Source organism: Pseudomaricurvus hydrocarbonicus, from assembly GCF_011602365.1.
Lineage (GTDB): Bacteria > Pseudomonadota > Gammaproteobacteria > Pseudomonadales > Cellvibrionaceae > Pseudomaricurvus > Pseudomaricurvus hydrocarbonicus.
Map to the genome: position 1 here is coordinate 65,671 of NZ_JAAONZ010000016.1, position 23,255 is coordinate 88,925.

Annotated in this window: 17 protein-coding genes; 1 reads left to right on the forward strand and 16 read right to left on the reverse strand. The window is 49.8% G+C overall.

The features are described 5' to 3' along the window. Positions 1-226: 226 nt before the first annotated feature. The 6 genes from G8770_RS17615 to G8770_RS17640 all read right to left on the reverse strand — a co-directional run bounded on the left by G8770_RS17615 (position 227) and on the right by G8770_RS17640 (position 11,154). On the reverse strand, positions 227-2,932 hold the full coding sequence (locus G8770_RS17615; protein ID WP_167189912.1) for a glycoside hydrolase family 2 TIM barrel-domain containing protein: 2,706 nt from the start codon (positions 2,930-2,932) through the stop codon (positions 227-229). A 204-nt stretch (positions 2,933-3,136) separates the two neighbouring features. Next, positions 3,137-4,540 carry a nucleoside hydrolase-like domain-containing protein gene (locus G8770_RS17620; RefSeq protein WP_167189914.1) on the reverse strand — a complete coding sequence of 468 codons (1,404 nt, stop codon included), beginning with the start codon at positions 4,538-4,540 and terminating at the stop codon, positions 3,137-3,139. Positions 4,541-4,894: 354 nt separating this feature from the next. After that, positions 4,895-5,803 carry a CE1 family esterase gene (locus G8770_RS17625; protein WP_167189917.1) on the reverse strand — a complete coding sequence of 303 codons (909 nt, stop codon included), beginning with the start codon at positions 5,801-5,803 and terminating at the stop codon, positions 4,895-4,897. Between the two features lie 492 nt (positions 5,804-6,295). After that, positions 6,296-6,418, reverse strand: coding sequence for a sulfatase-like hydrolase/transferase (locus G8770_RS24730; RefSeq protein WP_167190136.1), 123 nt, complete (start codon positions 6,416-6,418; stop codon positions 6,296-6,298). Positions 6,419-6,511: 93 nt separating this feature from the next. Continuing rightward, positions 6,512-8,374, reverse strand: a complete 1,863-nt coding sequence (locus tag G8770_RS17635) for a glycoside hydrolase family 3 protein (protein WP_208022345.1) — start codon at positions 8,372-8,374, stop codon at positions 6,512-6,514. 455 nt (positions 8,375-8,829) lie between these two features. Next, on the reverse strand, positions 8,830-11,154 hold the full coding sequence (locus G8770_RS17640) for a TonB-dependent receptor (RefSeq protein ID WP_167189920.1): 2,325 nt from the start codon (positions 11,152-11,154) through the stop codon (positions 8,830-8,832). A 241-nt stretch (positions 11,155-11,395) separates the two neighbouring features. On the opposite strand from G8770_RS17640, the gene G8770_RS17645 reads away from it, so the two are divergent. Continuing rightward, the gene (locus G8770_RS17645) at positions 11,396-12,532 is read left to right on the forward strand and encodes an AraC family transcriptional regulator (RefSeq protein WP_167189922.1); all 1,137 of its coding nucleotides are present in this window, start codon (positions 11,396-11,398) and stop codon (positions 12,530-12,532) included. A gap of 43 nt (positions 12,533-12,575) precedes the next feature. Here the strand turns inward: G8770_RS17645 and G8770_RS17650 are convergent, their stop codons facing one another. The 10 genes from G8770_RS17650 to G8770_RS17695 form a co-directional block, all read right to left on the reverse strand. Then, positions 12,576-13,157 (reverse strand): cupin domain-containing protein, encoded by a 582-nt coding sequence (locus G8770_RS17650; protein WP_167189925.1) that lies wholly within the window; start codon positions 13,155-13,157, stop codon positions 12,576-12,578. Positions 13,158-13,171: 14 nt separating this feature from the next. Then, positions 13,172-14,764 (reverse strand): arylsulfatase, encoded by a 1,593-nt coding sequence (locus G8770_RS17655; RefSeq protein WP_167189928.1) that lies wholly within the window; start codon positions 14,762-14,764, stop codon positions 13,172-13,174. 152 nt (positions 14,765-14,916) lie between these two features. Beyond that, positions 14,917-15,600, reverse strand: coding sequence for a glutathione S-transferase family protein (locus G8770_RS17660; RefSeq protein ID WP_167189931.1), 684 nt, complete (start codon positions 15,598-15,600; stop codon positions 14,917-14,919). A 19-nt stretch (positions 15,601-15,619) separates the two neighbouring features. Beyond that, entirely contained in the window at positions 15,620-16,558 is a 939-nt protein-coding gene (locus G8770_RS17665; protein WP_167189934.1) for an NAD-dependent epimerase/dehydratase family protein, read from the reverse strand. Between the two features lie 10 nt (positions 16,559-16,568). Beyond that, complete coding sequence (locus tag G8770_RS17670; RefSeq protein WP_167189936.1) at positions 16,569-17,039, reverse strand: hypothetical protein; 471 nt, start codon at positions 17,037-17,039, stop codon at positions 16,569-16,571. Between the two features lie 71 nt (positions 17,040-17,110). Next, a complete protein-coding gene (locus tag G8770_RS17675; RefSeq protein ID WP_167189939.1) occupies positions 17,111-19,573 on the reverse strand; it encodes a TonB-dependent receptor in 2,463 nt (820 codons plus the stop codon). A gap of 200 nt (positions 19,574-19,773) precedes the next feature. Further along, positions 19,774-20,577: a glutathione S-transferase family protein gene (locus G8770_RS17680; protein ID WP_167189942.1), complete on the reverse strand. Its 804-nt coding sequence runs from the start codon at positions 20,575-20,577 to the stop codon at positions 19,774-19,776. Between the two features lie 100 nt (positions 20,578-20,677). Then, positions 20,678-21,811: an FAD-dependent monooxygenase gene (locus tag G8770_RS17685; RefSeq protein WP_167189945.1), complete on the reverse strand. Its 1,134-nt coding sequence runs from the start codon at positions 21,809-21,811 to the stop codon at positions 20,678-20,680. Beyond that, positions 21,808-22,170: a Rieske (2Fe-2S) protein gene (locus G8770_RS17690; protein WP_208022346.1), complete on the reverse strand. Its 363-nt coding sequence runs from the start codon at positions 22,168-22,170 to the stop codon at positions 21,808-21,810. The genes G8770_RS17685 and G8770_RS17690 overlap by 4 nt, the downstream gene beginning before the upstream one ends. Positions 22,171-22,184: 14 nt before the next feature. After that, complete coding sequence (locus G8770_RS17695) at positions 22,185-23,117, reverse strand: VOC family protein (RefSeq protein ID WP_167189948.1); 933 nt, start codon at positions 23,115-23,117, stop codon at positions 22,185-22,187. Between the last annotated feature and the right edge of the window lie 138 nt (positions 23,118-23,255).

Below are 23,255 nucleotides of genomic sequence, written 5' to 3' on the forward strand. Positions count from 1 at the left end.
GCTCTCCTGATTCTCTGTAATTATTTTTAGCGTTGATGATACAACTGGTACTTACTGGTCATATGGGAAGGTGGCCTTACCAATAAAGATAAACTACATCGAGCGCCTGCCTTTTTATAATCATTTTTTGCGATACGTGGCATTGCGCATCATGATCACTTGGCGACCTAAAAGGCTAACCCCTTGATGTACAAGGAGTTACAACCTTTTAGCGGCATCAAAACGTCTAGTTCGCCCGGGCCTCGGCTTTCACCACGTCGATTGCTGATACTACGGCCCCACCTTGATCAGCGGAGAAGATCAGCTCAAGCTCGCCATCGGTGACGGTGACGCGGAAAGTCTTTTTTATGGCCTTGCGAGGTTCGCCGGCCTGCTGGAGGATGCTGAAATCTTTCAGCAGATGACTGCCATTGGCCATTACATCAAACTGCCGATCCTGAAGGGTGGTATCCGGCTCCATCAATGTCAGTACCACCTGGTATTCGCCATTACTGACGGGTAAGCGATACTCGAACTCCCCTTCCCTATAGGTTGCCAGAAGTTCACGGTCTTCGCTGTTGGCGATGTCAGCCAAGACCGGAGGCTTGCCCCAGCCACCGGGCTGGTCAACCGTTCTCGCCTCACCACCACTGAAGAAATCATCTGATCCATAGTCTGCGGCGACAGAAGATGCTGCCAGCAAGGCTCCGGCATCAATATGGTAGGCATTGGTCAGGCCGGCCTTGAGGTGCCACTGGACCGTATCGCTTTCGCGGCCCTCGGCAAACACGCCTTCGGCGCGCAGCTGGTTTTCGCCATCAGACAAACTTACTTCAGTCCAGACACAAATCTGTTGCTCACAGTCTGACTTCTTACCAAGAGATTCACCATTAAGCCAAAGCTCTGTCTCCGGCGCATTACTGTACACCCGGACATCCGTCACTGGGTAAGCTCGCTCTTTGTAGCGACGACCGGTGATATGCACCGTTGGTTCATCCGACCAGTTCGCTTTATAAAAGTAATAGCTATCTTTTTTAATCTTGCGATCATAGGTCACCAGCCCCTTGGTATTGATATCCACCGCATCGCCTTCAACTCGTACTTTTGTGGCAAAGTCAAAACTATTCCATACCCAGCTTGCCCACAAATAAGGCCTGGAGGATATTTCCACCCAATTTTTTTCATGCACGTAGGACATATACTCTTCAGGCTGAGCAACACCAGTCGCATCCACAGGTCCGCCTAGAGGATTGTCGGTATGCTGAGAAATGCCGCCGCCTGCGCCATATTCACTCACTGAAAGCGGCTGCTCGGGACGGACTGTGCGTAGATGATCCAGGTGAGGACCAATATCCTGAGCTTCACCGTAATACCAGCCAAAATACAGATTGGCACCCACGACTTCGGTCAGGTGCCCTGTGGTCGGAAATTCCGCATTGGCCAAACCTTTACGCTCTTCACAACAGTGAGCCAATGTTGACAACCGGCTGCTGTCTTCCTCATTAACAATTGCAGCCAACTCTTTCAGCAAGGGCTCCAACAACGCAGCATCGCTTCTTTTTGCGGATAGAAATGCCGGCAAGATGGCACCAAAATCTACTTCGTTAGCAATACCCCAAACAATAACTGACGGGTGGTTGAAATTCTGATGAATCATTTCACGCAGTTGCAATTTGGCGTTCTCAGACAACTCCTGATTGGCCTCTTTATTTTCCGGCGCATAAGACCAGGAACTGACCAGTGGAATTTCATCCCAGAGCACCAGGCCCTTGCGATTGGCGATTTCGTGAACCGGCTGGCCATGCGGGTAGTGTGCCAAACGAACAGTATTAGCGCCCATTTCTTTCATGATAGCTACGTCTTCGGCAATATCCTCACGAGACACAGCCCAGCCCTTGCCTTCGCGATCCTGGTGATAAGATACGCCATGCAAGCGATACGGCTCACCGTTAAGTATAAAACCGCGCTCCGCATCGAATGCAACTTCGCGAATGCCGTAATCCTGATCAAGGCGATCCAGCAAACCGGAGTCTGCGTCCCGGACCTCTGTGCGAAGCGTATAAATATATGGATTTTCTATCCCCTGCCACAGGACAGGGTCCTGAACATCAAGCACGTCTTCTACTTCAGTGGTCTGGCCCGCCGCAAGGGATACTGCCTGCTCAGAGTAGGCGACCCTCTGCCCCTTGTCGTCAATCAACGAGCTAACAAGCCTTACCTCTTGCGTTATTGCTGTGGCGTTGCTTAGCCGCGAACTTATATCAATTTTTACGCTATCTTCACCAATTTGCGACGTTGCATAAACACCCGGCCCACCGAAATCACGCATATCGATGTGCACCGGTTTGGTCACAACTATCCGTACAGGTCGGTAGATGCCGCCATGAACAAAAAAATCGCCGGCAATAGGCAATACATCCTGAGTAGAAGATCCCGCTTCCGGCAATGTGTTATCTGCCTTCACCACAAGTAGATTAGATTTACCGGACTCGATCAACTCTGTGACATCAAAACGAAAACGGGCAAAGCCACTACGATGTTCGCCTACGTAGTTGCCATTGAGCCACACCTCTGCAGTTCGGCTAACAGCATCAAACTCCAGCCAGACTCTCTCACCTTCAGTGGTTTCCGGCGCGTTAAACGTCAGACGATACCAACCTACGCCCTGCTCGGCGTTGACGTTCTCTTTTGTATGCAGATGTTCTAGCAGGTCGTTTTTGTAGTAACCCACCCGATTCCAGCTGTGAGGCACCGCAACGGTTTCCCAGGCGCTGTCGTCAAAGGCGAGTGTCACTACATCTTCATCTGTGTTCCCAAACTGGAACTTCCAGTCAGTCTTTAACGGTGTCGTTTCGCGGGCTTCACCTTCAGGAGGTATGGAGAGAGTGCATGCCGTGACAACAACGACAAATAAAGTGCCGAGTATTAGGCCGAGGATCGATGAACGTTTCATTATGTTAGCCTTACCAATATTTGTTATGGTCTAGTGGTAAGGCCAGTTTACATGAGCACCTGTGCGTTCTCAACCAAATTGAGCATTAGTGGTCGGGGGTGGGAGTTTGAAGGAGAATCTTCGCCACCGCTATGATAGTGGTTGTAGCTGTCAGAAGCTGCTTGGGATGATTGTTGCGCTCATTGTCGAGTGAAAAGGACCGGGTTAATCACTATCATGCAATTCAATATGCAACAGGACGCGGCGATAACGGGTTAACGCAGGTATTCCCTTGTCGGTCACCTCCAGTATAAGGTGATAGGTACCCTCACGGGCATTATCTGCCAGTGCAATTCGGGTCTGCGGTTCCTTTGGATTTTCGATGGTTAACGGAGAGCGGACTCGGGCTCCACTGACCTCATTATACACCCACCAATGATAATCCAATTTGTCGCCGTCAGGATCTTTTGACGCCGTCGCATCCATCGTGATGACCTCACCAGGCGCGGCTGTTATCTCGATCGGCTGTATACCGTGACTGCCATTTAGCACAAGAACCGGTGGGTGGTTGGCACGGCTGTAATCATCTGTGAGTGACCATTGAATACGTGCGGCAAAGTCTGTTTGAAACGCTTTGCGCCAGCGGAAAATACTGGCTTGATTGCTGGTGTACTCCGTACCATTTTTGATCAGTGTGTCTTGGGTGTCTCCGTAGTGCATGGCGGTCAAATCTGACTTGACGTATCGCCCTCCCCAACCGCCAAACTCCGGGTGCTCGGGGACATTTAAGCCATTGGGAATCAAGCCGAGAAATGACGGTGTATCGCCTTCCATAATGAACAGGTGTGGCGGGTACTGCTTACCCAATGGCCCTTTACGAATGTTCTCTTCGAGCCATTGGTTGGTGACATACTCTACATCCGGCCATTGCTGTCGGCGTTTAAGATCGCCTGAAATCCCAACCCAGGTTGCCAATCCATACTGGTTCCAACCGTGGACACTGGCAATATAAAAAGCCTGGGGGAAGTTACGACGAATCCAAGAGCCCGCATTATCCTGGTCTGAAATCGAGTATATTCGCAGCTTGGCAACAAATGCAGCTACGTCTTCTGCTGAGCGGGACGCCCGAACAGTCCACAAAGCCTGGGCCAGATCGGCGGCACCACCCCAGACGGCAATCCATAAAGGATGATCACTCTCGTCGACAGTGTCGATAATATGCGTTGAAGCGACTGTCGACTTGCCGTCACCAACACCGTCCATACCAAACTCTGTCACACCGCTGAATACCAGTTGTTGAAGGGTGTTGGCCGAGGGGTACCCAGCTGCGTGGACCCGAAGGTTATCGAGAACTTCTCCATAGGCAGCAATTCGCTCGCGCAACAGTTGGGGCTGCACCTTGTTCTTCTGCCAGGTAGAGGTAGACGCTACAATGCCCTGAATGTCAAATTCGTTGGCATACAACAAAAACCGCACGAAAGATTCAGCGTCATCCGGCTCATTGCCAATATCGGTTAAAACCAAAACTCGAGGCTTAATCTGGTTGGCCGCACTTTCCGTTGCGGTCGCAATCCCGGAAGTCAACAGTCCAATTATGACGATCAGTATGCCAGTGATATTTGCATGCATATTTCTATTTCCGTTGTATTAACTAGAACGATTACCTGTGATTATCCTGCGAAACTCATTCCCGTCGTCAGTCGGCAGATTGAACGAGGTGTTGCTCAAAAAAACTTCCATATCCGTTGAGTCTCGGGTAAATCCTTGTCGGTTTTTAATCTGTAGAGGCTGTAAACCTTGATTGATCGCAGATTGCAGTGATCTGCTGTCAAGCACACCACCAAACTGATCTATGCCTGCATTCATGAACATCTTTTGCTGCACCGTACCCGACCCAATGTTTCATCACTGATCTCTGCTTAACCTCTACTTTGAATGTCAGTTAAAAATGGGAGGATTACCATGCATTAGTCCATCACATAGTTATGGATTTACTGATAGAGGATGCCGTTCAAAAAACTTCCATATCAGATGAGCTGCAGGTAGATCTTTGTCAGTGTCTCCCATTCCGTATTTGGCAGCAATGTCGGCCGCAGGTGATCCGGGCCAAGTATGACCAGCCAAGGAAGACCGGTAGAGAATAACTTCGGCTCCATTGTCGCATTCACTGTAGCTGATTCTATCGACGGTTTTCGTTACTAGCTCACGGATGGGTGCATTCTTACAACGGTTGTTTTGACGCCAGTAGGCAACGGCTTGCGGAATTCCAATATGCCAATAAGTAGGAGAGTCTGTCTGGTGTGTGTAATGATTTACATGATCTTGAGTTCCGTGAAATGTAATGACAGGAACCGGCCTTTGAGGTTGACAACCTTCCGCATACTGTAGCCCTGCAACTGGTGCTATCGCTGCAATCTTACTTGATAGATCACAGGCCAGTCGACTGATCATCCTGGCGCCACCGGAAAACCCGGTCGCGTAAATCCGAGCAGGATCAATCAAGTATTTTTCCTGTATTGCATCAATGAGCTGTCGAATGAATTTAACGTCGTCCACGCCTGAAGGATCGCTGTTGACATTCCATGTAACCTTCCCCGTACTATGTTTCTGATACTCAGCTTTTGGGAGCACAAGCAAAAATCCTTCGGCTTCCGAAAGCGGTTCAAAATTTGAGATCTCCGATTGAATGACGGGGCTAGCCCCGGAGCCGTGAAAATTGATCACCACGGGAATGGGATTCCTGTCGTCATAAGAAGACGGAACACGTTCGTACCACTGTCGTTTAATTCCATCTACGATGGTGTGGTTCAATGTATCTGCATGGCTTTGTTTGGCAAGGGCCAGATTCATCATGCTAATCACAGCTAGTATGGTAACTAAATACATCGGCATATGGACTCCGGAGATATTATAAAGTTAAATCAAATTTAGGCGACCAAGACAGTCATCGACCGAAGATAAAGCCGCCTAGTAATCTTTTAAGTAGCCTGTCATCTTTCAATCACTGTCGTACATGAAACCCAAGTCATGCCAGCTATTATGTTGATTTTGCATCCACCTGGGATTATTGGCGTTGTTTTCGGCTGTATTTTTGAGATTTCAGAAAACTCAAAATCAGTCTGATCATATTGCCCTCTATGGCGTTCAGCGGGTACGGCATCGAAATGAACGGCCTTGTGTCTCAAAATACACGAAAAAAGGTTTGTCGGAACATCTTCCTTTTTCTAACCACTGCATCGCCTAATCGGTCAGTTCATCAATAATGTAACCTCGTTGATCCACATTTTTCCGATCGACGTTGATCTGATTGACCACACCTTGGGTTACTAAATGAGGAGGAGTCATGTCTTTAGGGTAGTAAGCACTTTGCCCAGCAAAGCTGACTCAAAAATCGAATCCATCACGAGGCATGTCGGTTTTATTCCCCATATGCCACTTGCCAATAAACGCAGTCTCGTAGCCCGCTTTCTGCAACCATTTTGGATAATAATTGAAAAAAGAATAGATATAAAACGCGACTTAAATTTTCGGTCTCTCATCAGCATTGTTAGGATGTCATGAGTATTTCATGACATCCCTCGAAGTAAAATCACATTTATATCAATAACTTACACGATAACCAATTGGATATAAAGGCGATTCAGAGTCGTTAGGCGTGTCAGACTTTTGCTTTTCAACGGCCTTCATGCTGGCAGGCATTTCAAACGGTAGACTTCCGATAGCCTTTACTTTACCGGTCAACGCATTAACCAGAGCCTGATCAGAAGCGCCAAAGTTACCCAATACGGCAGCGGCTATCGGTTTGAAAGGCGTCAGCACTGCCGGTCGGTCCAGATAGATACTCAAAATAACTGGTGTCGTCTGGCTGATGGCGCGGGCCTGCTGTAAAGTGGGTTGGTCATCGGGGAATGCCAGGCTACCATCGTGCTGAATTGCCCCGAAGAAAAAGTTGGGGTAAAGGGTTTCGTAAGGGCTGTCTGTTTTCAAAATGGCCACATCCGCTATGTGCGGTTGATGTACCAAGGTAAACCCTGCGTTTTCAAACACCGAGGTGTCAATCCCCTCGCCCAAGTACACTTTACTTACAGTGTTGGCGTCCAGGGGCAAGATTTGTTTTTTATTTTCCAAAACAACCATGGACTGAGCTTGTAATTTTAAAGCCAGTTCTTTGGACTCTGGAGTGGCAACAATTTTCGTAGCCTTTAGTGATTTAACAAAAGGTGCTTCGAAAATCCCTAAAGAAAATGTTTGTCTTAAAACACGCAATACTGACTCATCCAGACGTGATTCTGAAACCCGTCCTTGCTGAACGGCCGACAACAGAGCATTGCTATCTAGCACGCCGCCAAATTGGTCAACACCTGCATGCAGTGCTTGAGCAAATCGTTCGCTCTGTGTCAGATTTTCAACGCCCCACGCGGTGGAAATGCCACGGAAACTCGGACGTTCTCCTTCCGGGAAACCTTCTTTGCAGATGGTACCGCAGTCGTTGGTAATGGCCCAATCTGACAATATCACGCCTTCAAAGCCATAGTCATTGCGCAGCATAGATAGCATGGGCTGGTTGTAACCGGCTGCTACATCCGGTAGGACTTTGCCATTGATTTCCACCCCGCTGAAGATGGGATACGCGGGCATGACTCCAGCGACTTTACTGCTAAAAGCACCTTTAAAAGGTTCGATGTGATAAGGTAGTTGCTCTGAGGATAAATCTGCGAAGCGGCCATAGTAGTTATGTGCGTCGAGGCCATCTTTCGCTGCTCCATAACCTACCCAATGTTTTACTACACTGGCCACCGAGTTTGGGCCAAGTCCATGGGATCCATCCTGGATTCCGTCCACATAGGCTTCGACCATGCGTTTGGCCAATTTGGCATTTTCACCAAACGTGCCATTGATACGAGGCCAGCGCGGCTCTGTAGACAAATCAGCTTGGGGCGATAAAGCCATAGTGAAGCCTACGGCACGATACTCCTGTCGTACTATATCGGCAAACTCTCGAGTTAAACCGGATTGATTAATCGCGGCAAAACCCAGCGTTTCCGGAAATTGAGTAAATCCTGCACTTTGAACACTGGCACCGACCGTCTCTTGAAAATGATGTCGTGGGTCGGTGCTCATCACCACTGGAATACCAAGGCGCGTATTCTCGGCTACAGCCTGCACACTGTTGTTTGCCTCTGCCAGTGCCTTGGGTGGCAGTGCTAAGCGGCTGACAAAGTAAGTAATGTGATGGTTTTGAATGGCATCTGCGATCTGATTCAGATTGTAGCCGGTAGCTGGAACCCCAAAAGGCGTGTCATCCAAGGCATTGCCATGCAGTAGCTGACCTGCTTTTTCCGGCAATGTCATTCGGGAGATCAGATCCTGGGCGCGTTCTGCAGGCAGCAGACGCCAGTCTTCATAGGGGTCGAGCACCCCGTTGCGATTAAGATCTCTAAACTGACAGCCATCTTTGGACAATGTGGGAGCTGCTTGTGTGATGATTGACGGTTGATTTGAACACGAGCTCATTGACAGGGGAGCGGCCTGTTGAATGTTGGTGCAGCCACTGAGACTGACAATTCCCGCAACGGCACACAGTGCGGGTGCAAAACGCCGTGGCTTCGAAAAATACGGTGGTTTATGCATTACGAACTACCTGTTCTAAATATGTTCAAGGGACAATAGCGCAGTGATTATGAAGTCATGATCATTGTCAATCAGAGAGCCGTTGTTGAATAGTCTGGGTCAAGGTGTCATTTTCACGGAATGTTCCGGTAAATTCGGTACTGACCGGCTATACACCACACCTGATATACGGCATGGAAAATCTGGTTCCGGGCTTGAGCGTAAATCCCTGAAAATTAACTGGGCGCAATCACCAGCGGCCGTTATAGCTGTGGCCGCTGATGATTCCATGTTACGAAGGTTAGGTATTAGAATTCGTAACCGACATTGACACCGATGGTGCGTACCGAATTGTAGTTATAGGACTGAATATAAGTTCCTATACTGCTTTGTGCGTCCCCAGTTTCGGAGTTGATGGTGGCGGGATTCATTTCGTCGGTACAGTTTTTACAGAACAGGGACAGCTTCCACCCTTCCGGACTGCGAAGCCCCGCTGTCAGGCCGAAAATATTAATGTCGCCCAACTGGGTGCCTGGATCATTGACAATGCCGTAGTAAATATCAGAGCGGTAATACCAGCTGCCTTCAACATACGCCTCCATGCCATTATTCAGGTAAAACTCATAACGCAATTGGGTAGTAGCGGTTACATCCGGTGCGAGAGGAAGATCCATGCCCGCAGCATTGAAACGGCGTGCGCCAATGGAACCATCACAACCCGGGGTGGTCTGCTCGGGATAACATTGCGCCCCTGGGAAGTCGTCGTAGGTGGAATCCAGTAATGAGATTGCACTGCTGAGTGTCAGGCCTTCGGCTAACAGAGCCATCACACTGATTTCCGCCCCTTGAGATGTGACTTCGGCGGCATTTTGGATCAGGAAGTTTTGCGAGGCGGTATCGACACTCTGCACCTGATAATCTTTGAAATTTTGATGGAATACAGAGGCATTAACCTGCAGGCGGTTATCAAACCAACTACTTTTCACACCAATTTCATAAGCCAACACGGTTTCTTCATCGACCGCCATTTCTCCCGTAGGGGTCGGGCCGTCATTGTAACCGGGCGCTTTGTAGCCGGTACTCGCTGAGGCGTACAGCATGATGCCATCCTGTGGAAAATATTGAGTACCCAGTTTCCAACTGAAGTTCGTTACTGAATTATCCTCTTCATAGTGACCGGGAGTGCCACCAAGATTGGAAATATAGCGATCGGCATTGCGTCCGGAGATCAAATCCATTTCCAGTTCGTCATGAGTCAGTCGTCCGCCGGCAATCAGAGACCACTGATCAGAGAGTTTGTAGTCCAGTTGACCAAACAGGGCCACGCTGGTGGTGCCCATCTCATATTCAGTATCGGATCCCAATAACGTTAGATCGTAGTTCTGATAGGTACACTGTCCGGGCCCAAAACAGATGGGAAAACCAGGAACCCCGGCGGCCCCTACCCCCCACCCTTTGTGATCCATCACAGAATTAAAGTAGTAGAGCCCCATTTGACCACTGACATCTCCTATAGTCGGTAACACCAGTCGTAATTCGTTGCTGAATTGCTCGAATCGCTGTTCATTGCCGTTATCAAAGCCATCCTGAGTGGTGTAGTCTGTATCCAGTTCCTGATCTCGCTCGTAATAGCGCCAGGCTGCAATATTGATCAGCTCTGCATCATTATCGAACAGGTAGGAAACGGTAGCTTGCAATCCGCCGCTGTCCTGATCGCGGAAGATGCCTTTATCGACCACAGCGGTGAGATTATCCTCATCCGGAACGATACCATCGGCAGCGAATATGTCTTTCAAGGGGCTGTTATCGGCGACTGCACGGAAGCCGCGATCATAAATCCCTGCAATACCTTCCTGCTTGGAATAATCGCCGATGAAGTAGAGGCTTAACTTGTCAGAGATTTCGTTCAAATATTTCAGCTTGATGTATTTTTGTTCAAATTCATCATCAACACTCTGGTTGGGTTTGGCGGGATTATTATCCAGGCTGATATCGGTGATCATATCCCGGGTGTTGTAAATGGCATTGAGGCGCATTGCTGAATGCTCATTAATGGGAATGTTCACATTGCCTTTTGCGGTATAGGTCTCCGAATCATTAACGGTGGTTGGCAGTTGTGTATAATCAAATTCAACATCACCAGAGAGTTCTTCAAACACCGGTTTTTTGGAGGTAATGTTAATCAGACCTGCGGACGCATTTTTACCGAACAGCAGACCTTGAGGCCCATACAGTACCTCGATACGCTCAATATCATTAAATAAAGCACCGCCCAAGCCAGGACGACCATAGTTCACCTCGTCAACTGACAGGGCCACACTGGAATCCAGTGTGTTAACAAAAACTACAGAACCTACACCACGAACCGCCAGGGAATCGTCTCTGCCCAGTTGCAGACCAGGTGTCACCAGGGTCAACTCTGTCACCTGGGTGAGGTTTTTATCTGCCAGGCTGTCTCCGCTAACAGAAGTCAGGCTGATGGGCACATCCTGCGAACTCTGTTCCTTTCGCTGGGCTGTAACTACAACTTCCTCCAGCATAAAGCCTGTGTCTTTGGCCATCACCGGATTTGCTATGAGAAATGGCGCGCTGGAAATGCTGATGGCCAGCGCAAGAAGGGACTTTTTATACATGGTGTTTCCTCTAAGCTCTATTTTTAATTGAGTTATCGTTATACTGTGAAATGCTAGTATCTATATTGCGAATACCTTAATTATTGGAATCTTTAATTTTACTGTCTGGGCACCTTCTGTAATATGGAAGATCCTGTTGTTTTGTCAGCTCGAACAAGATAAATTTCTTTCTTTGGCTCGCTATAGAAAATTTCAGCCGGGATTTCCTGCTAAACGTCATCAAAAATGCGAAATGTAGACCATGAATTCACTTTCATTCAATGAAGCTTTCTTTCTGTGTAAGGAATTTTACTACTCATGGATCCATTGGGAGTCATTTTCGAATGAGGAAAAAAGCCAATTTTGGGATAAAAACCAAAGTAGAATGGAATGTATGTCACTCAGTTTGGACCGTTATATCCATCTGACAGATTCCATCCAGAAAAACTCGAAGATCGACGGAGTAAAACAGAGTCTGGAACAACAATGGAGTTGGTTGTTTGAAGCTCCAGAATCCGGAATTAATGTGACTTTTGAGCAGTTAAAAAAATTCCGGACACACTCTGAAGAGTTGCTGAAAAATGAAGTGAATTTTTTACCGTGCAACTGGTTTTATAGTGGTATTACCCGAAGTCATCAAGGGCAGCTGGATGATATTACTACCACCAAAGGAAGTATGAGCATCCAGTGGGACTTGCATTTGATTCTTGAAGGTACCGGGTTCTATCAAGGGAAAAACTATCAGCTTACGGCCCCCCCCGGTACAGTGATTCTAATACCTCCAACAGAGACTCTCGTTTACCGCCGGTCTGATGCTTCTGCGAAGTGGATTCATCAATGGGTCGCGTTTCCTATGGAGGGATCTCCCGCTGATTTGATTCACCGGCTCCCTAAAACGGGTGGGCTATACCATCGTCAAGTTGACGCTTATGCCTTCCAGAAGATCCGGGAAGTTCTGCATGACATCGCCACCAAGAATCACATGGAGTCGGAGCAGGCAATGTCAGAACAGCGCAGCGGCCTGGAAAAAGTCCTTGCAATGACCATTCAGTCCAGCAACGGCGGGTTTCAAACAAATCAAACCGTGTTGAAGGCTTGCCACTTTATTAACGACAATGTATCCACAAACCTGACAATTGACGATATTGCCAGGCAGTGTAATCTCTCCCCTTCGCGAGTATCCCATATCTTTCGGGAAAAATTTGGCGTATCTCCCATCGTTTGGCGCAATGAAATGCGCTTGGCCAAAGCTTGCCAACTGTTGACGGACAGTTATTACAGTGTCGGCGAAATTGCCGCCCAGGTTGGCTATGAAGATCAGCTGTACTTTTCCAAACTGTTTAAAAAACGTATGGGATTTACCCCCAGTGGTTATCGAAATATTCAATGGCGACGCTGATTGAGACGGAAACGAATTTTATCAAGGTAAATGCGGTCACGGTTTATTTCTTGTCTTCCAGTTGTCGAGCAATCTTCGGGTCATACGTGCCGTCAATCAACACAAACATCATGCGACTGGTCTTGCCCGTGCGATTGGCCCAGGCATGATTGGTACCTCGCTGAACCACGACACTGCCAGGCTTCAACAACACCTCTTCCTTGTCGAGTACCAGAGTGATTTCGCCTTCAATAACCACGCCGTAATCGACTGACTCAGTGCGGTGCATTAAGGGATGCGGTGAATCGGTTTTGACGGTAGAGGCAGCCACGTCGCCAATTTGTGAGAACGCCGCTGCCATCCTCTCGGCCCCGTGATCCAGAAACTCCTGGCTATCGGGTGGAATGTCCACAAACCGAATTCGAGTTCCCGAAGCGGGCGGAGGCAGCACCAGGGGGCCTATCGTGGGATCTGCGCCGTTATCAACCCTGGCCGGAGTCCCCTCGGTACTCCAGACTTCGTGAAAGACGGTGCCGGGAATGGCTTTAATTTCTTCCACATGGGGTAAATCGCCGTTGAATACAGCGTAGGCATTACCGTCTTGATCGTGGCCAGTCACCACACGATGTATAGCGGAAAGTGACATCTGTATACCTCAAGTTAATGATTGAATTTTGGGTATATAAGTTGATTGCGTTTTTCGTAATCCAGCCAGAGCTGCATCATGTCTTGTAATTTCTGCGGGTGTTGTTCCGACAGATCAGACTGTTCAAGCGGATCGTTCTTCAAGTTGTATAATTGCCAACCTTTGCCACCTTGCATCGGCGAACGGTGTACCAACTTCCAGTGTCCCTGGCGGTAGGCTTTACCGCCAAACAATTCCCAGCCCATATCGGCACTGATATTTTGAGACGATGTCAAAAATGAACGCCCTTCTACCGGCAGTTCTTTGCCAGAAGGCAGTGGAATACTGGCCAGGTCAAGCAAGGTTGGCAGCACGTCTTTAACCGTCACGAATTGATCCGAAATGCTGTGCGCGTTTTGCATGCCGGAATACCAGACAAACGCGGGGGCATGTATCCCACCTTCCGAGACCGAACCTTTGTAATCACGAGCGGGCCCCACAGAAGCGCGCGCCCAATTGGGTCCCTGAAACAGATAGGAATTGGCCTTACCCATGTTCTCGTAGCGGTTATCACAACAAGTCTCGACATGCTGACGGAACCGTTTGTGCTCTTTATCCAGACTGGCCCCTTCTGCACCATTGTCCGACATAAAGAAAATGATCGTGTTATCCAGTTCGCCAATATCCTTTAAGTAATTGATGAGTCGGCCAAAGTGTTGATCCATGTCATCGACCATGGCAGCGTAGATTTCCATTGTGCGCTGCTCAATCTTTTGTTCTTCCTGAGTCAGTGCTTGCCAGGGCTTTTGGTCCGGCTGGCGAGGCGCCGTCGCAGCAGCATCGGAGGTGAGCCCCAGAGCTTTGGCTTTTTCCACACGCTGACTGTGGAGTTGGTCATAGCCCTGAGCGTAACGGTTTTTATACTTGGCAATGGATGCGTCCGGCGCCTGCAAAGGCCAGTGCGGAGCGGTATAGGCGAGATAACCAAAAAAAGGCTTGCCGCTCTCTCGCTCCGTTTCGATGTACTCAATCATCTTGTCGGTGTAAAAACGCGACGAATAAAAATCGCCCGGCAACGTTACCGGCTCGCCATTTTCCCGGTATGCGGCGTGCATGGAATTGAGGCCCAGATCAGAAAGGTGACCCGCCCCACCGTCCAATAATGCGAAGGACTTATGAAACCCCCTGGCCGTAGGGCTGTGGACTTTGTCGTGCCCCAGATGCCACTTACCACTCATCAATGTGCGGTAACCTGCGTCAGCAAAGACGCCGGGGAGAAAGGCCGCTCGGTCATTCAGATGACCTTCATAACCCAGTTTACCCCGTTGATTGGGCGCTAAGGCCTCGGCCATAGCGCCGAGACCGACCTTGTGGTGATCCACACCGGTCATCAACATGGCGCGGGTTGGGGAGCAGGTAGCTGCGGTATAAAATTGACTCAACCGCAAACCAGATTTTGCCAGCACGTCGAGGTTGGGGGTTTCAATTTCGCCACCGAAGCTGCCCAGATCGGTATAACCCAGGTCATCGGCTACCACCAGCAGGACATTGGGACGCCGTGTCTCTGCAAAGGCTGAGGTTAGAAACAGCGAAAGAATGACATTGGCTATCCAGATACATTTATTCATGACTACCTTTCCGATAAAACTATTGTTAGTGGTTATTTGTTCGTCACTCGCTATGGCTGACGATCATTCACGGTGAACTGTCCACCATTGCGAACCGCTGGCCACTCATCAATACACAACGGCTATGGCCAAAATGTCAAACCGTGGTTTGTTTAACGCGTCACAGGGCTTGGCGGCGGTGTGAACAGCAGGCCTTCCCGCTTCAGAGTCTCTTCTGCGGCTTGTTCACGAGCCAAGGCACGCTTCACTGAGGGGCGTTCGGACATACGTCGGGCGTGATCGACAAACGCCGGATAACGACTGACGTCATAATTTGCGCCTTCCACACGCCAAAAACACCAGTAGAGGTAAGCGTCCACCACCGACCATTCATCACCGTACCACCACGTCTGATGTGTCAGGCGATCATTGATCAGTTGAAAGTACTCATCCATGCCCTGACTGCCACGCTGCCATACCTCTGACGCACACGCCTCCCCGCCAAAAAAATGAGGCATTCTAATTCGGGTTACCAAGGGGTGTAAGGTGGTGCCGCAAAAACACAGGTCAGCCAATTGACGCGCATGAGTCAAACTATCGTCCGCTGCAGGCAATAATCCGCCATGACGGTGGTTAAGGTACGACAAGATCGCCACATTCTCAGTTAAAGCCTCACCCTCATACACCAGACAGGGAACTTTACCTTTGGGGTTGTGTTGTTTGTATTCTGGGGATTTGTGCTCCCCTTTCATAAAACGAACCACCCGGCTTTCAAAATCCAGACCCAGTTCTTCCAGAGCAATCGTGGTAACTCGGGCGCAGGTGCCAGGTGCCATATACAAAATGATGTCTGCCATAAGGTTTCCTTATTAAAACTTAAATAGGCTGTAATGCTCGGGTGACCAGGGTAATCGCGTCGACGTCGTGCATGAATCCGGCTTGTTCTGCACGACTCGTCATAATGGGCGGGTACTGTCCGAACAGGGCTTCAAGATTTGTGTCGGGGTTGAAACTGACCAATGCCGGATCTTGATCGTACACATGACACAACGCGGAGATGACTTGCCGAATGCTCAAGTGCAGTATCGGCAATTGCCAGATACTGTGTTGGGTTTGGGGGTTCAACTCTGTCGCGTGTAGCAGATTATCCACACAACATTTTACCGACATCCACCAGGCGGTCGCGTCGGCACTGACCGGGCATTCATAACTGTGCCCCTCAGCGAGGGCATGCATGAGGTCGCTCATAAAAGCAGACTTTAAACCACTGGCCTGAGAAGGGCGAGCCACAATACCCGGCAATCGCAGCGCCTGCCCATTGATGTCCCCGCGCCGGCTTAGGTCGCGAATCAGTGTCTCCACCATCAGCTTGTGCGCTCCGTAAGACAACTGGGGATGCGGCAAGTAGTCTTCATCCATTGATTGAGGTAAATCAACGCCATAAACGGCAATGCTGCTGGTGTAGATCAGAGTGGGGCAATGGACTTGCTGTTGCAATTGATTCAACAACTCCAGCGTGCCCTGCAGATTGACGCGATAGCCCAAGTCATAATCCTGTTCTGCCAGTCCACCGGGCACACTGGCCAAATGGAAAACAACATCAATGCCGTCGGCTAGGATGCGTCGCAGCAATGCGGTATCAGACACATCACCCGTGTAAGCTTTTACCCAATCCAGATTGGGGTAACTGGTTACTGCTTGATCCAGCAGCAACAGCTGTTCAATGCTTTCACCTTGCAGTTTGGGTGTATCGATAAGCGCATTGGTCAATGCTCGACCAACCAAACCGCTCGCTCCGATAATCAGAACCCTCATGTCTATACCTTTAAGTGTATTTGCCTTTGTTGTATTCCGTCAGCGACAGCAATACTGCCTTGGGTGTAATCATCGCGCTCAATGCAACTCCATAAATGACTTTATAAAACAGCACACTGTGAAGGCTGAACGTCTCGACAGTCAGGGCTTTAAGGACAATAAAATGGAATCCGGTCGCTAAAACAGCGACGGCAATCCCGCCCGTTAATGCACGCAGCAGTACATGATTAGGCCAAAGATTAGAGCGATACGGCAAGGAGGGAATCGTCGATTTCTTGAGCCGGTGGCGTGTTATTAGTGTAGGCACAAGAATTGCAAAAAAAGTCACAAACAGAGATTGTGGTATCACATCTACCAAAATTTGATTTGAGCTTATTTCACTGAATTTCTGGAAAACCAGATACGCAAAGATAAAACTGAAGCATCCATTAACAACGGAGCTGATCAGGGTTTCTAGTGCAATATATTTTTTATGATTCATGCATTCAAGTCTGGGTCATGGTATTGCAAAGCTATCCCCTCCCGGCAACGCACCGGGAAGGGATATCCTGGCTAGAAGTAGTAGTTGAAACGAACACCATAAGTGCGTGGTGGTTCGTAAACCGTACTCACCAGATTACTCATATTGCCCAGCACTTGAGTCAGTGACGGAACATCTTCGTTGGTGAAATTACGGGCATAAGCCATTGCCGACCACTTGCCGTCACCACTTTCGAGGCCAAGAGTGGCATCATAGGTGGTAACTGAATCTGCCCTTTGTTTTGGTGTATATTCGAATCCGATCCAACGTTCGTCCCGATAACGGGCATCCAGACTGAAGGTTGCTTGCAAGCCGGCAATCTCAAATTTCTGATCAATGCCCAACGACGCAGACCACTCGGGAGAGTTGCGGCCTTCCTTACCAGCACAATCCACTTCCCAGAGTGCATTACCCGCACCACTTATTCCCTGGTAATCGGTACTACAACCAGTTATGGCCTTTACAGCGGGATCCGGAGTGGGTTGAATATAGCTGTACTCATCAATTTCATTTTTGAGATACTGCAGGTTACCACGAAGCCGTGTGCTCTCTGTGGCCATGAAGATCATATCCAGTTCAATCCCCTGGATGGTGGAACTGCCAATATTTTCGGTAAAGAAGGCGTTGTTTCCAGAGGTATCAATACCCAGGTGACTCGCCTGTTGATCTTCGTACTCCCAGTAAAACACTTCTGCGTTCAGCTGCAAGCGGTTATCCAGGAAGCGGTTCTTGGAACCAAGGGTAAAGGCATCCAGAAACTCGGGGTCATATTGCTCGTGTCCATTGGCCAGACTGAAACCACCGGATCTATAGCCGGTCTCATAGCTGATATAGAGCAAGCTGTCCGGAGTGATATCGTATTCTGCCGCTATACGGTAGGTAATTTCTTCTGAAGTTTGACTGCTATCAGAAGGCGTTGGATTGATCATCAGTAAGTTACCAGCGGAGCCATAAGGCACTGGGCCTGTGCCAATACCCGGTGCGCCGAACGGCAGATCAGCCGGGTCTATTTGCGCCAGAGTCTCTTCAACGGTTGCACCCGCCGGGATCGCCGGACCGCCCGCACAATTGGGAATTGCTGGCCCACCAGGAAAGGCCGGAGCGTAAGAAGTACACAGATTGAGGAACGAGTTAGCAACCCCATCAAAGGTTTTTTTATCATCGGTCCAACGCACCGCACCCACCAATCTAAATTCATCGGTCACATTGAAAGTGCCGCGAGCAAACAGGGCCGTGGACTCTGAGGTTGAAGCGTTAATGGTTGTCGTGGATTGAACACTTTGCTGATTGTAAGATGCCAATCCTTCGACTTCCTCATCAAAATAATAGGCTCCGAGTATCCAGTCGATGGGACCCGTCGAGGTGGCAAACCTGACTTCAAGACTGGTTTGCTCCTGGTCATCCTGAACGATGGCAGCCTGAAAACCCGGATTGATAAACACCGTGTCTTGCTCCGCTTCACGATAGGCCGGGATAACGGTCAGGTCACCAAAGCCCAGATCTATATTCAATTCCGCGGTAATCCCCCAGTTCTTGTTGTCAATAGAGGGGTCACGTTGAGGGTAAGGCGAGGTGAATGCCGGGGTGGTAGGCAGGGACGCGTAGTAGGCTTCTGCCTCGGAGGTTAAAGCCCCCGTGTAGGCATCGGAAACATTGTCGGGTGCCGGGTTAAAGTTATACCCGTCAATATTGTTCGGGTTAGTCGAAGGAGAACCAAACTGAAAACCGTAGTTGCCATCATAAGTCGGGGCATTGCCTGTGCCTTTAACGGTTGAATAGTCGAAGGCCAGTCTAAGATCTACACGATCAGACAGTTCACCAAACACTTGCCCCCGGAAGGCCATGTCGTCGGTAGCCGCGGTGCCGTCATCGTTGTAACCATTGTCTTCCACCTTGGTCATGGCGAGCCGGGTCGCCCACTTATCACCTAGCGGCAGGTTGATCGCAGCCGATGCCTCAATCGTGTCGTAGTTACCCACTCGCAGGGAAAGATCCCCGGAGGTTTCACCCAACACTGGCTTCACCGGAATGACGTTGATGGCACCGGCGGTGGCATTACGACCGTAGAGTGTACCTTGAGGGCCTTTCAGAACCTCAATCCGATCCACGTCAAGAAAAGAGGCAGACGTGGATGTTGGTCGGCCAAGAAACACGTTGTCGATGTTGAAGGCCAAGGCGGAATCGGTAAAGGCATTGACCGCGAAGTTACCCACACCGCGGACAAAAAACACATTATTCGCGCCACCACCGGACACCACCGTGAGGGCTGGTGCAATTTTACTCAGACCTTTGGCATCAGTGATACCAACACGATTCAGTTCCATTTGACCCGCGGCGTCCACCGCAATGGCAGCATCCTGTAGACTCTCGCTTTTTCTTTGAGCGGTAATCACCACCTCTTCAAGCACGGCACCACTGCCTGATTGAGCATGTGTAAGAGTTGAAATGGATGCTGCAGTGAGCATCGGAACGAGTATAGGAATTATTTTTTTCATGCTTGTCTCCGTTTTTATTGATTTATTATTTTTTGCAATACTGTTGTTGACGCCGAAACTGTTACAACGATATGCAATCTTGTCTCTGATTTAGCCCAACAGTTTTTTGGGCAGGTTGAATAATAATGAATCCTTTGCCTCACGGGAAAATGGATTTTCGTGATACCAACTAGTGAGCTTCACGATAGGTTTGCATCAATTTACAAATCATCAATTAATGCTTTTACTGTGGGCCATGCCTCCTGTCCCTTTTGACCCATGAGTTGAATGTAGGAGTGGTTGTGCCAATCGAGCATCCCCTGTCGGTAACCGGCGGTTTCAGTCATGCGCAGCAGCCAGGCATCAATTCCTGGATACTCATGCCACCACTCAGCCATCTGTAACTGCTGCAGGCGTTCGAGATAGGGCAACAGGCTGAAGTCGGCCAGGCTCAGGTGTGCGCCAGCCAACCAACCGCCATGCGAGAGGGCGTGATCCATGTCCTGCAGAAGCTTGTTGTAGACATAGAGAGATTGTCGCAATCGGGGAGAATCCAGACCATTCAATAAAAATTCTCGCATGTTACTGGCGCGAGCAGGATCAGGAATATTATTCAAAAAGCCCTCGAGTGCGTCCTGATCGGCATAGCGCTCCAGCATTTGGTGACGGAATGCCACACAGAAACTGATGACCGCAATATTCTCGTGCAAGCTGGCATCCAGTCGAATCATCCAGTTGCGGACAATCGCGCGCTCGAGGGGATTGGCAGGCATCAAGGCTGGATCAGGAAAGACCTCATCGAGGTATTCAATAATGGCGGTGGACTCTGTAATGGTGGCACCATTGTGCTGCAGTACCGGCACCATTCCTTTGGGGTTGACCTGCTTAAATTCCGGTTTGAATTGATCACCTGCGCGCAAGTTCAGGTGCACACTCTCCCATTCCAGATTTTTATAAGCCAAGACCATGCGAACTTTTTGTGCGCAGACCGACATATCGTTATGAAACAGCTTTAGTTTTAGCATTATTATTACCGTTTTAAAGAAGTCGAGTTTGGGTTTTTCCTTTAAGCAACCGCTATCGTCATGGCATCTCGCCATGACGATAGCGATTATCAACCGATGGTTAAATGGGTTGCATCAGAGCGGTCAGTGAATCGCGCATGATACCTGCGTGTTCCATCTTGTCACCACCTTCGATTTCGATTTCGCCCAGGCGCCCTGAATTTTCGACGACCATGCGACAGCGCTCCCAGCGACGAGTCTGAAACGCCTGCAAGGCGCTCTCAACCTCAGTGTGTTGATCCAATTCCTCGGCAAGCACAATGGCGTCTTCAATACCAATACAGGCACCGGACGCCAAATGCGGCGTGGTTGCATGCACCGTATCGCCAATCAAGACAACACGCTCCTTGTACCAGGGCAGCGGCACGAGCTGACCATCAAGTGGACGGTACATGACCTTTGCATCTTGATTAATTTGTTCAGCCAGCGCGTGAACCGCCGGCGCGGTAAAATGCTCCAGCAACAATTGCTTGAGAATGGCGGGCTCTTCGGCCGGATCAAAACGCTGACGCTCTTTGCTGTTCACCGTCAGGAACAGGTAGACCTGATCCTTGGACATGGGGTTGATGCCCGCCTTCAAGTGCTCACCTACCCACATCATGGTGCCTGCACAATCCTCGGGACGCGGCAGCACCGCACGCCACACACCCTGTCCGGAATAGCAAGGCTTAGGGGCATCAGGCAATAACCAATCACGGGTTTTGGAGTGAAGTCCATCGGCAGCGATCACCAGATCAAAACGGTCCTTGCTGTTATCCGTGAAAGTGACCGTAACGCCCTCTGCGTCCATGTCCAGCTGCTGATAAGTCTGGCCGAGTCTAACCTGTGTGCCGGACTCGCGAACCTTTTGGGCCAGGATACGCGCCAGAACAGGTCGCATAATAGCACCCGCTCCAGGTATCTCCGGGCCCGCAAAGCGTGGCGTGGGAATATGCTGCAGGTGGTGACCATTGGGTGCGTACACATCCAACCCGTTGACACCGCTGCCCTGCTCCAAAAACTCATCGAGCATGCCCAGGGTCTTGAATGCACGCAGAGTGGCGCCACCAATACTGATGCCGGCACCGTCCGCTTGCCACTCAGGATCAAGCTCTACCAGATGGGTCTCGATATTTAATTTGCGCAGTTGAATCGCAGCGGACATACCGGAAAATCCGCCGCCCACGATCAATACTTTATTTACTGAATTACTCACGGGCTCTCTCCTCCACCGTGGGGCTCGTCAATGGCGACCAGGATGTCACCATTGTCCATGATCTGAACTGGCACCTTGGGCAAACTCTCACCCATACAGGGGCCGTCAATACACAGACCAGTTGCTATTTCAAAATGTGCACCGTGGGCAGCGCAGACAATCGTCCCCCCCCACGGATCAAGGTATTCGTCTTTACGCCAGGGCAACGCGGTATCACCATAGTGAGGACACAAGTCTTTGTAGGCATAGATGTGATTCCCCTGACGCACGACAAACACTGTGTCCTGTCCCTCCCGAGACGGATCAAAACCCCGAGCATTCTGCTCGGGAAGATCGTCAAGGTGACACAGTTTGATCATACGGTGCATGCTGTTTACTGATCCGCTGCGGGTGGAGGCCCCATCGGTGCCCATTTCTCGCGGAATTGCAGCAGAAATGCCTGCGAGTTATCCGCCCCCGGAGCGATGGCGCGAGCCGTCCAGTCGTCATTGTGCAAGTCCATATCCGCATCGTATTCTACGTTGCAGCCGAATGGACTCTTGAAGTACCAGAACCAGTTGGATCCGAGCAGGTGACGACCAGGACCCCAAAAGCTTTGATAACCTTTGTTGACCATGTTGGTGCCCGCGTGAACGACCTCGGTGGGACCGCCCATGTGGAAGGTAAAATGTTCAATCCCCTGCATATGAGGCGGGGTTTGAATAAAGAACACCGTGTGGTGATCCTGAGTTCCGGCTGGACGCATGAAGGGCCCAACACCGTGAAAGCGATCGGTGGTGATAAAGCCCAGACGCTCGGCGTAAAAAGCTTCGGCCTTGGCAAAGTCGGGCACGAAATAGACAACGTGTGACAGTGAGCGAGGTTTGGGTGAAGCTTCTTTTTCAACCCCAATCACGTTGAGGCCGCGCTGGTTGTCGGCGCCGGGAGCGTTGATGGTTTCTGCAGGCAAATTCAGGGTCTTGCGCACAGTGACCTGAAAGCCCAGCGCGAAGCCCATGTCATCAACAGCTTCAATGGAACCGTCGTCCAGCTGTTTGACCTCACGGTCTTTTTTTAATTCCTCGGCAATGGCGTCCAGGGTCGCCTGATCCGCTACACCGTAAATGGTTTTGCGCAGGGTGCTGCCAGTTTCCAGCGGGGCAGGCAGAGAGGTGTCGTCTTTAGCTTTTACTTCCACACCGGTGCCGTCGAGGGCTTCAAAGCGGCCATTCCCCACCGATTCCAGACCGTAGTCCAGCAGGTACTGTGTGCAGCTGTCGATGTCGTCGACACCAAAAATCAGAGTATCAGGTCCTATAATGTTCATACTGTTTCTCACTTTTTTTCTGACTGGGATTGGATGGAATATCCAATCGTCTAACATTCACTCGTCAATACAAAGGCCGTTCATCAGCAGTGCCCTGCCGGGTCACTCAGTGACACAACAAGCCTTGCATCACGTCAA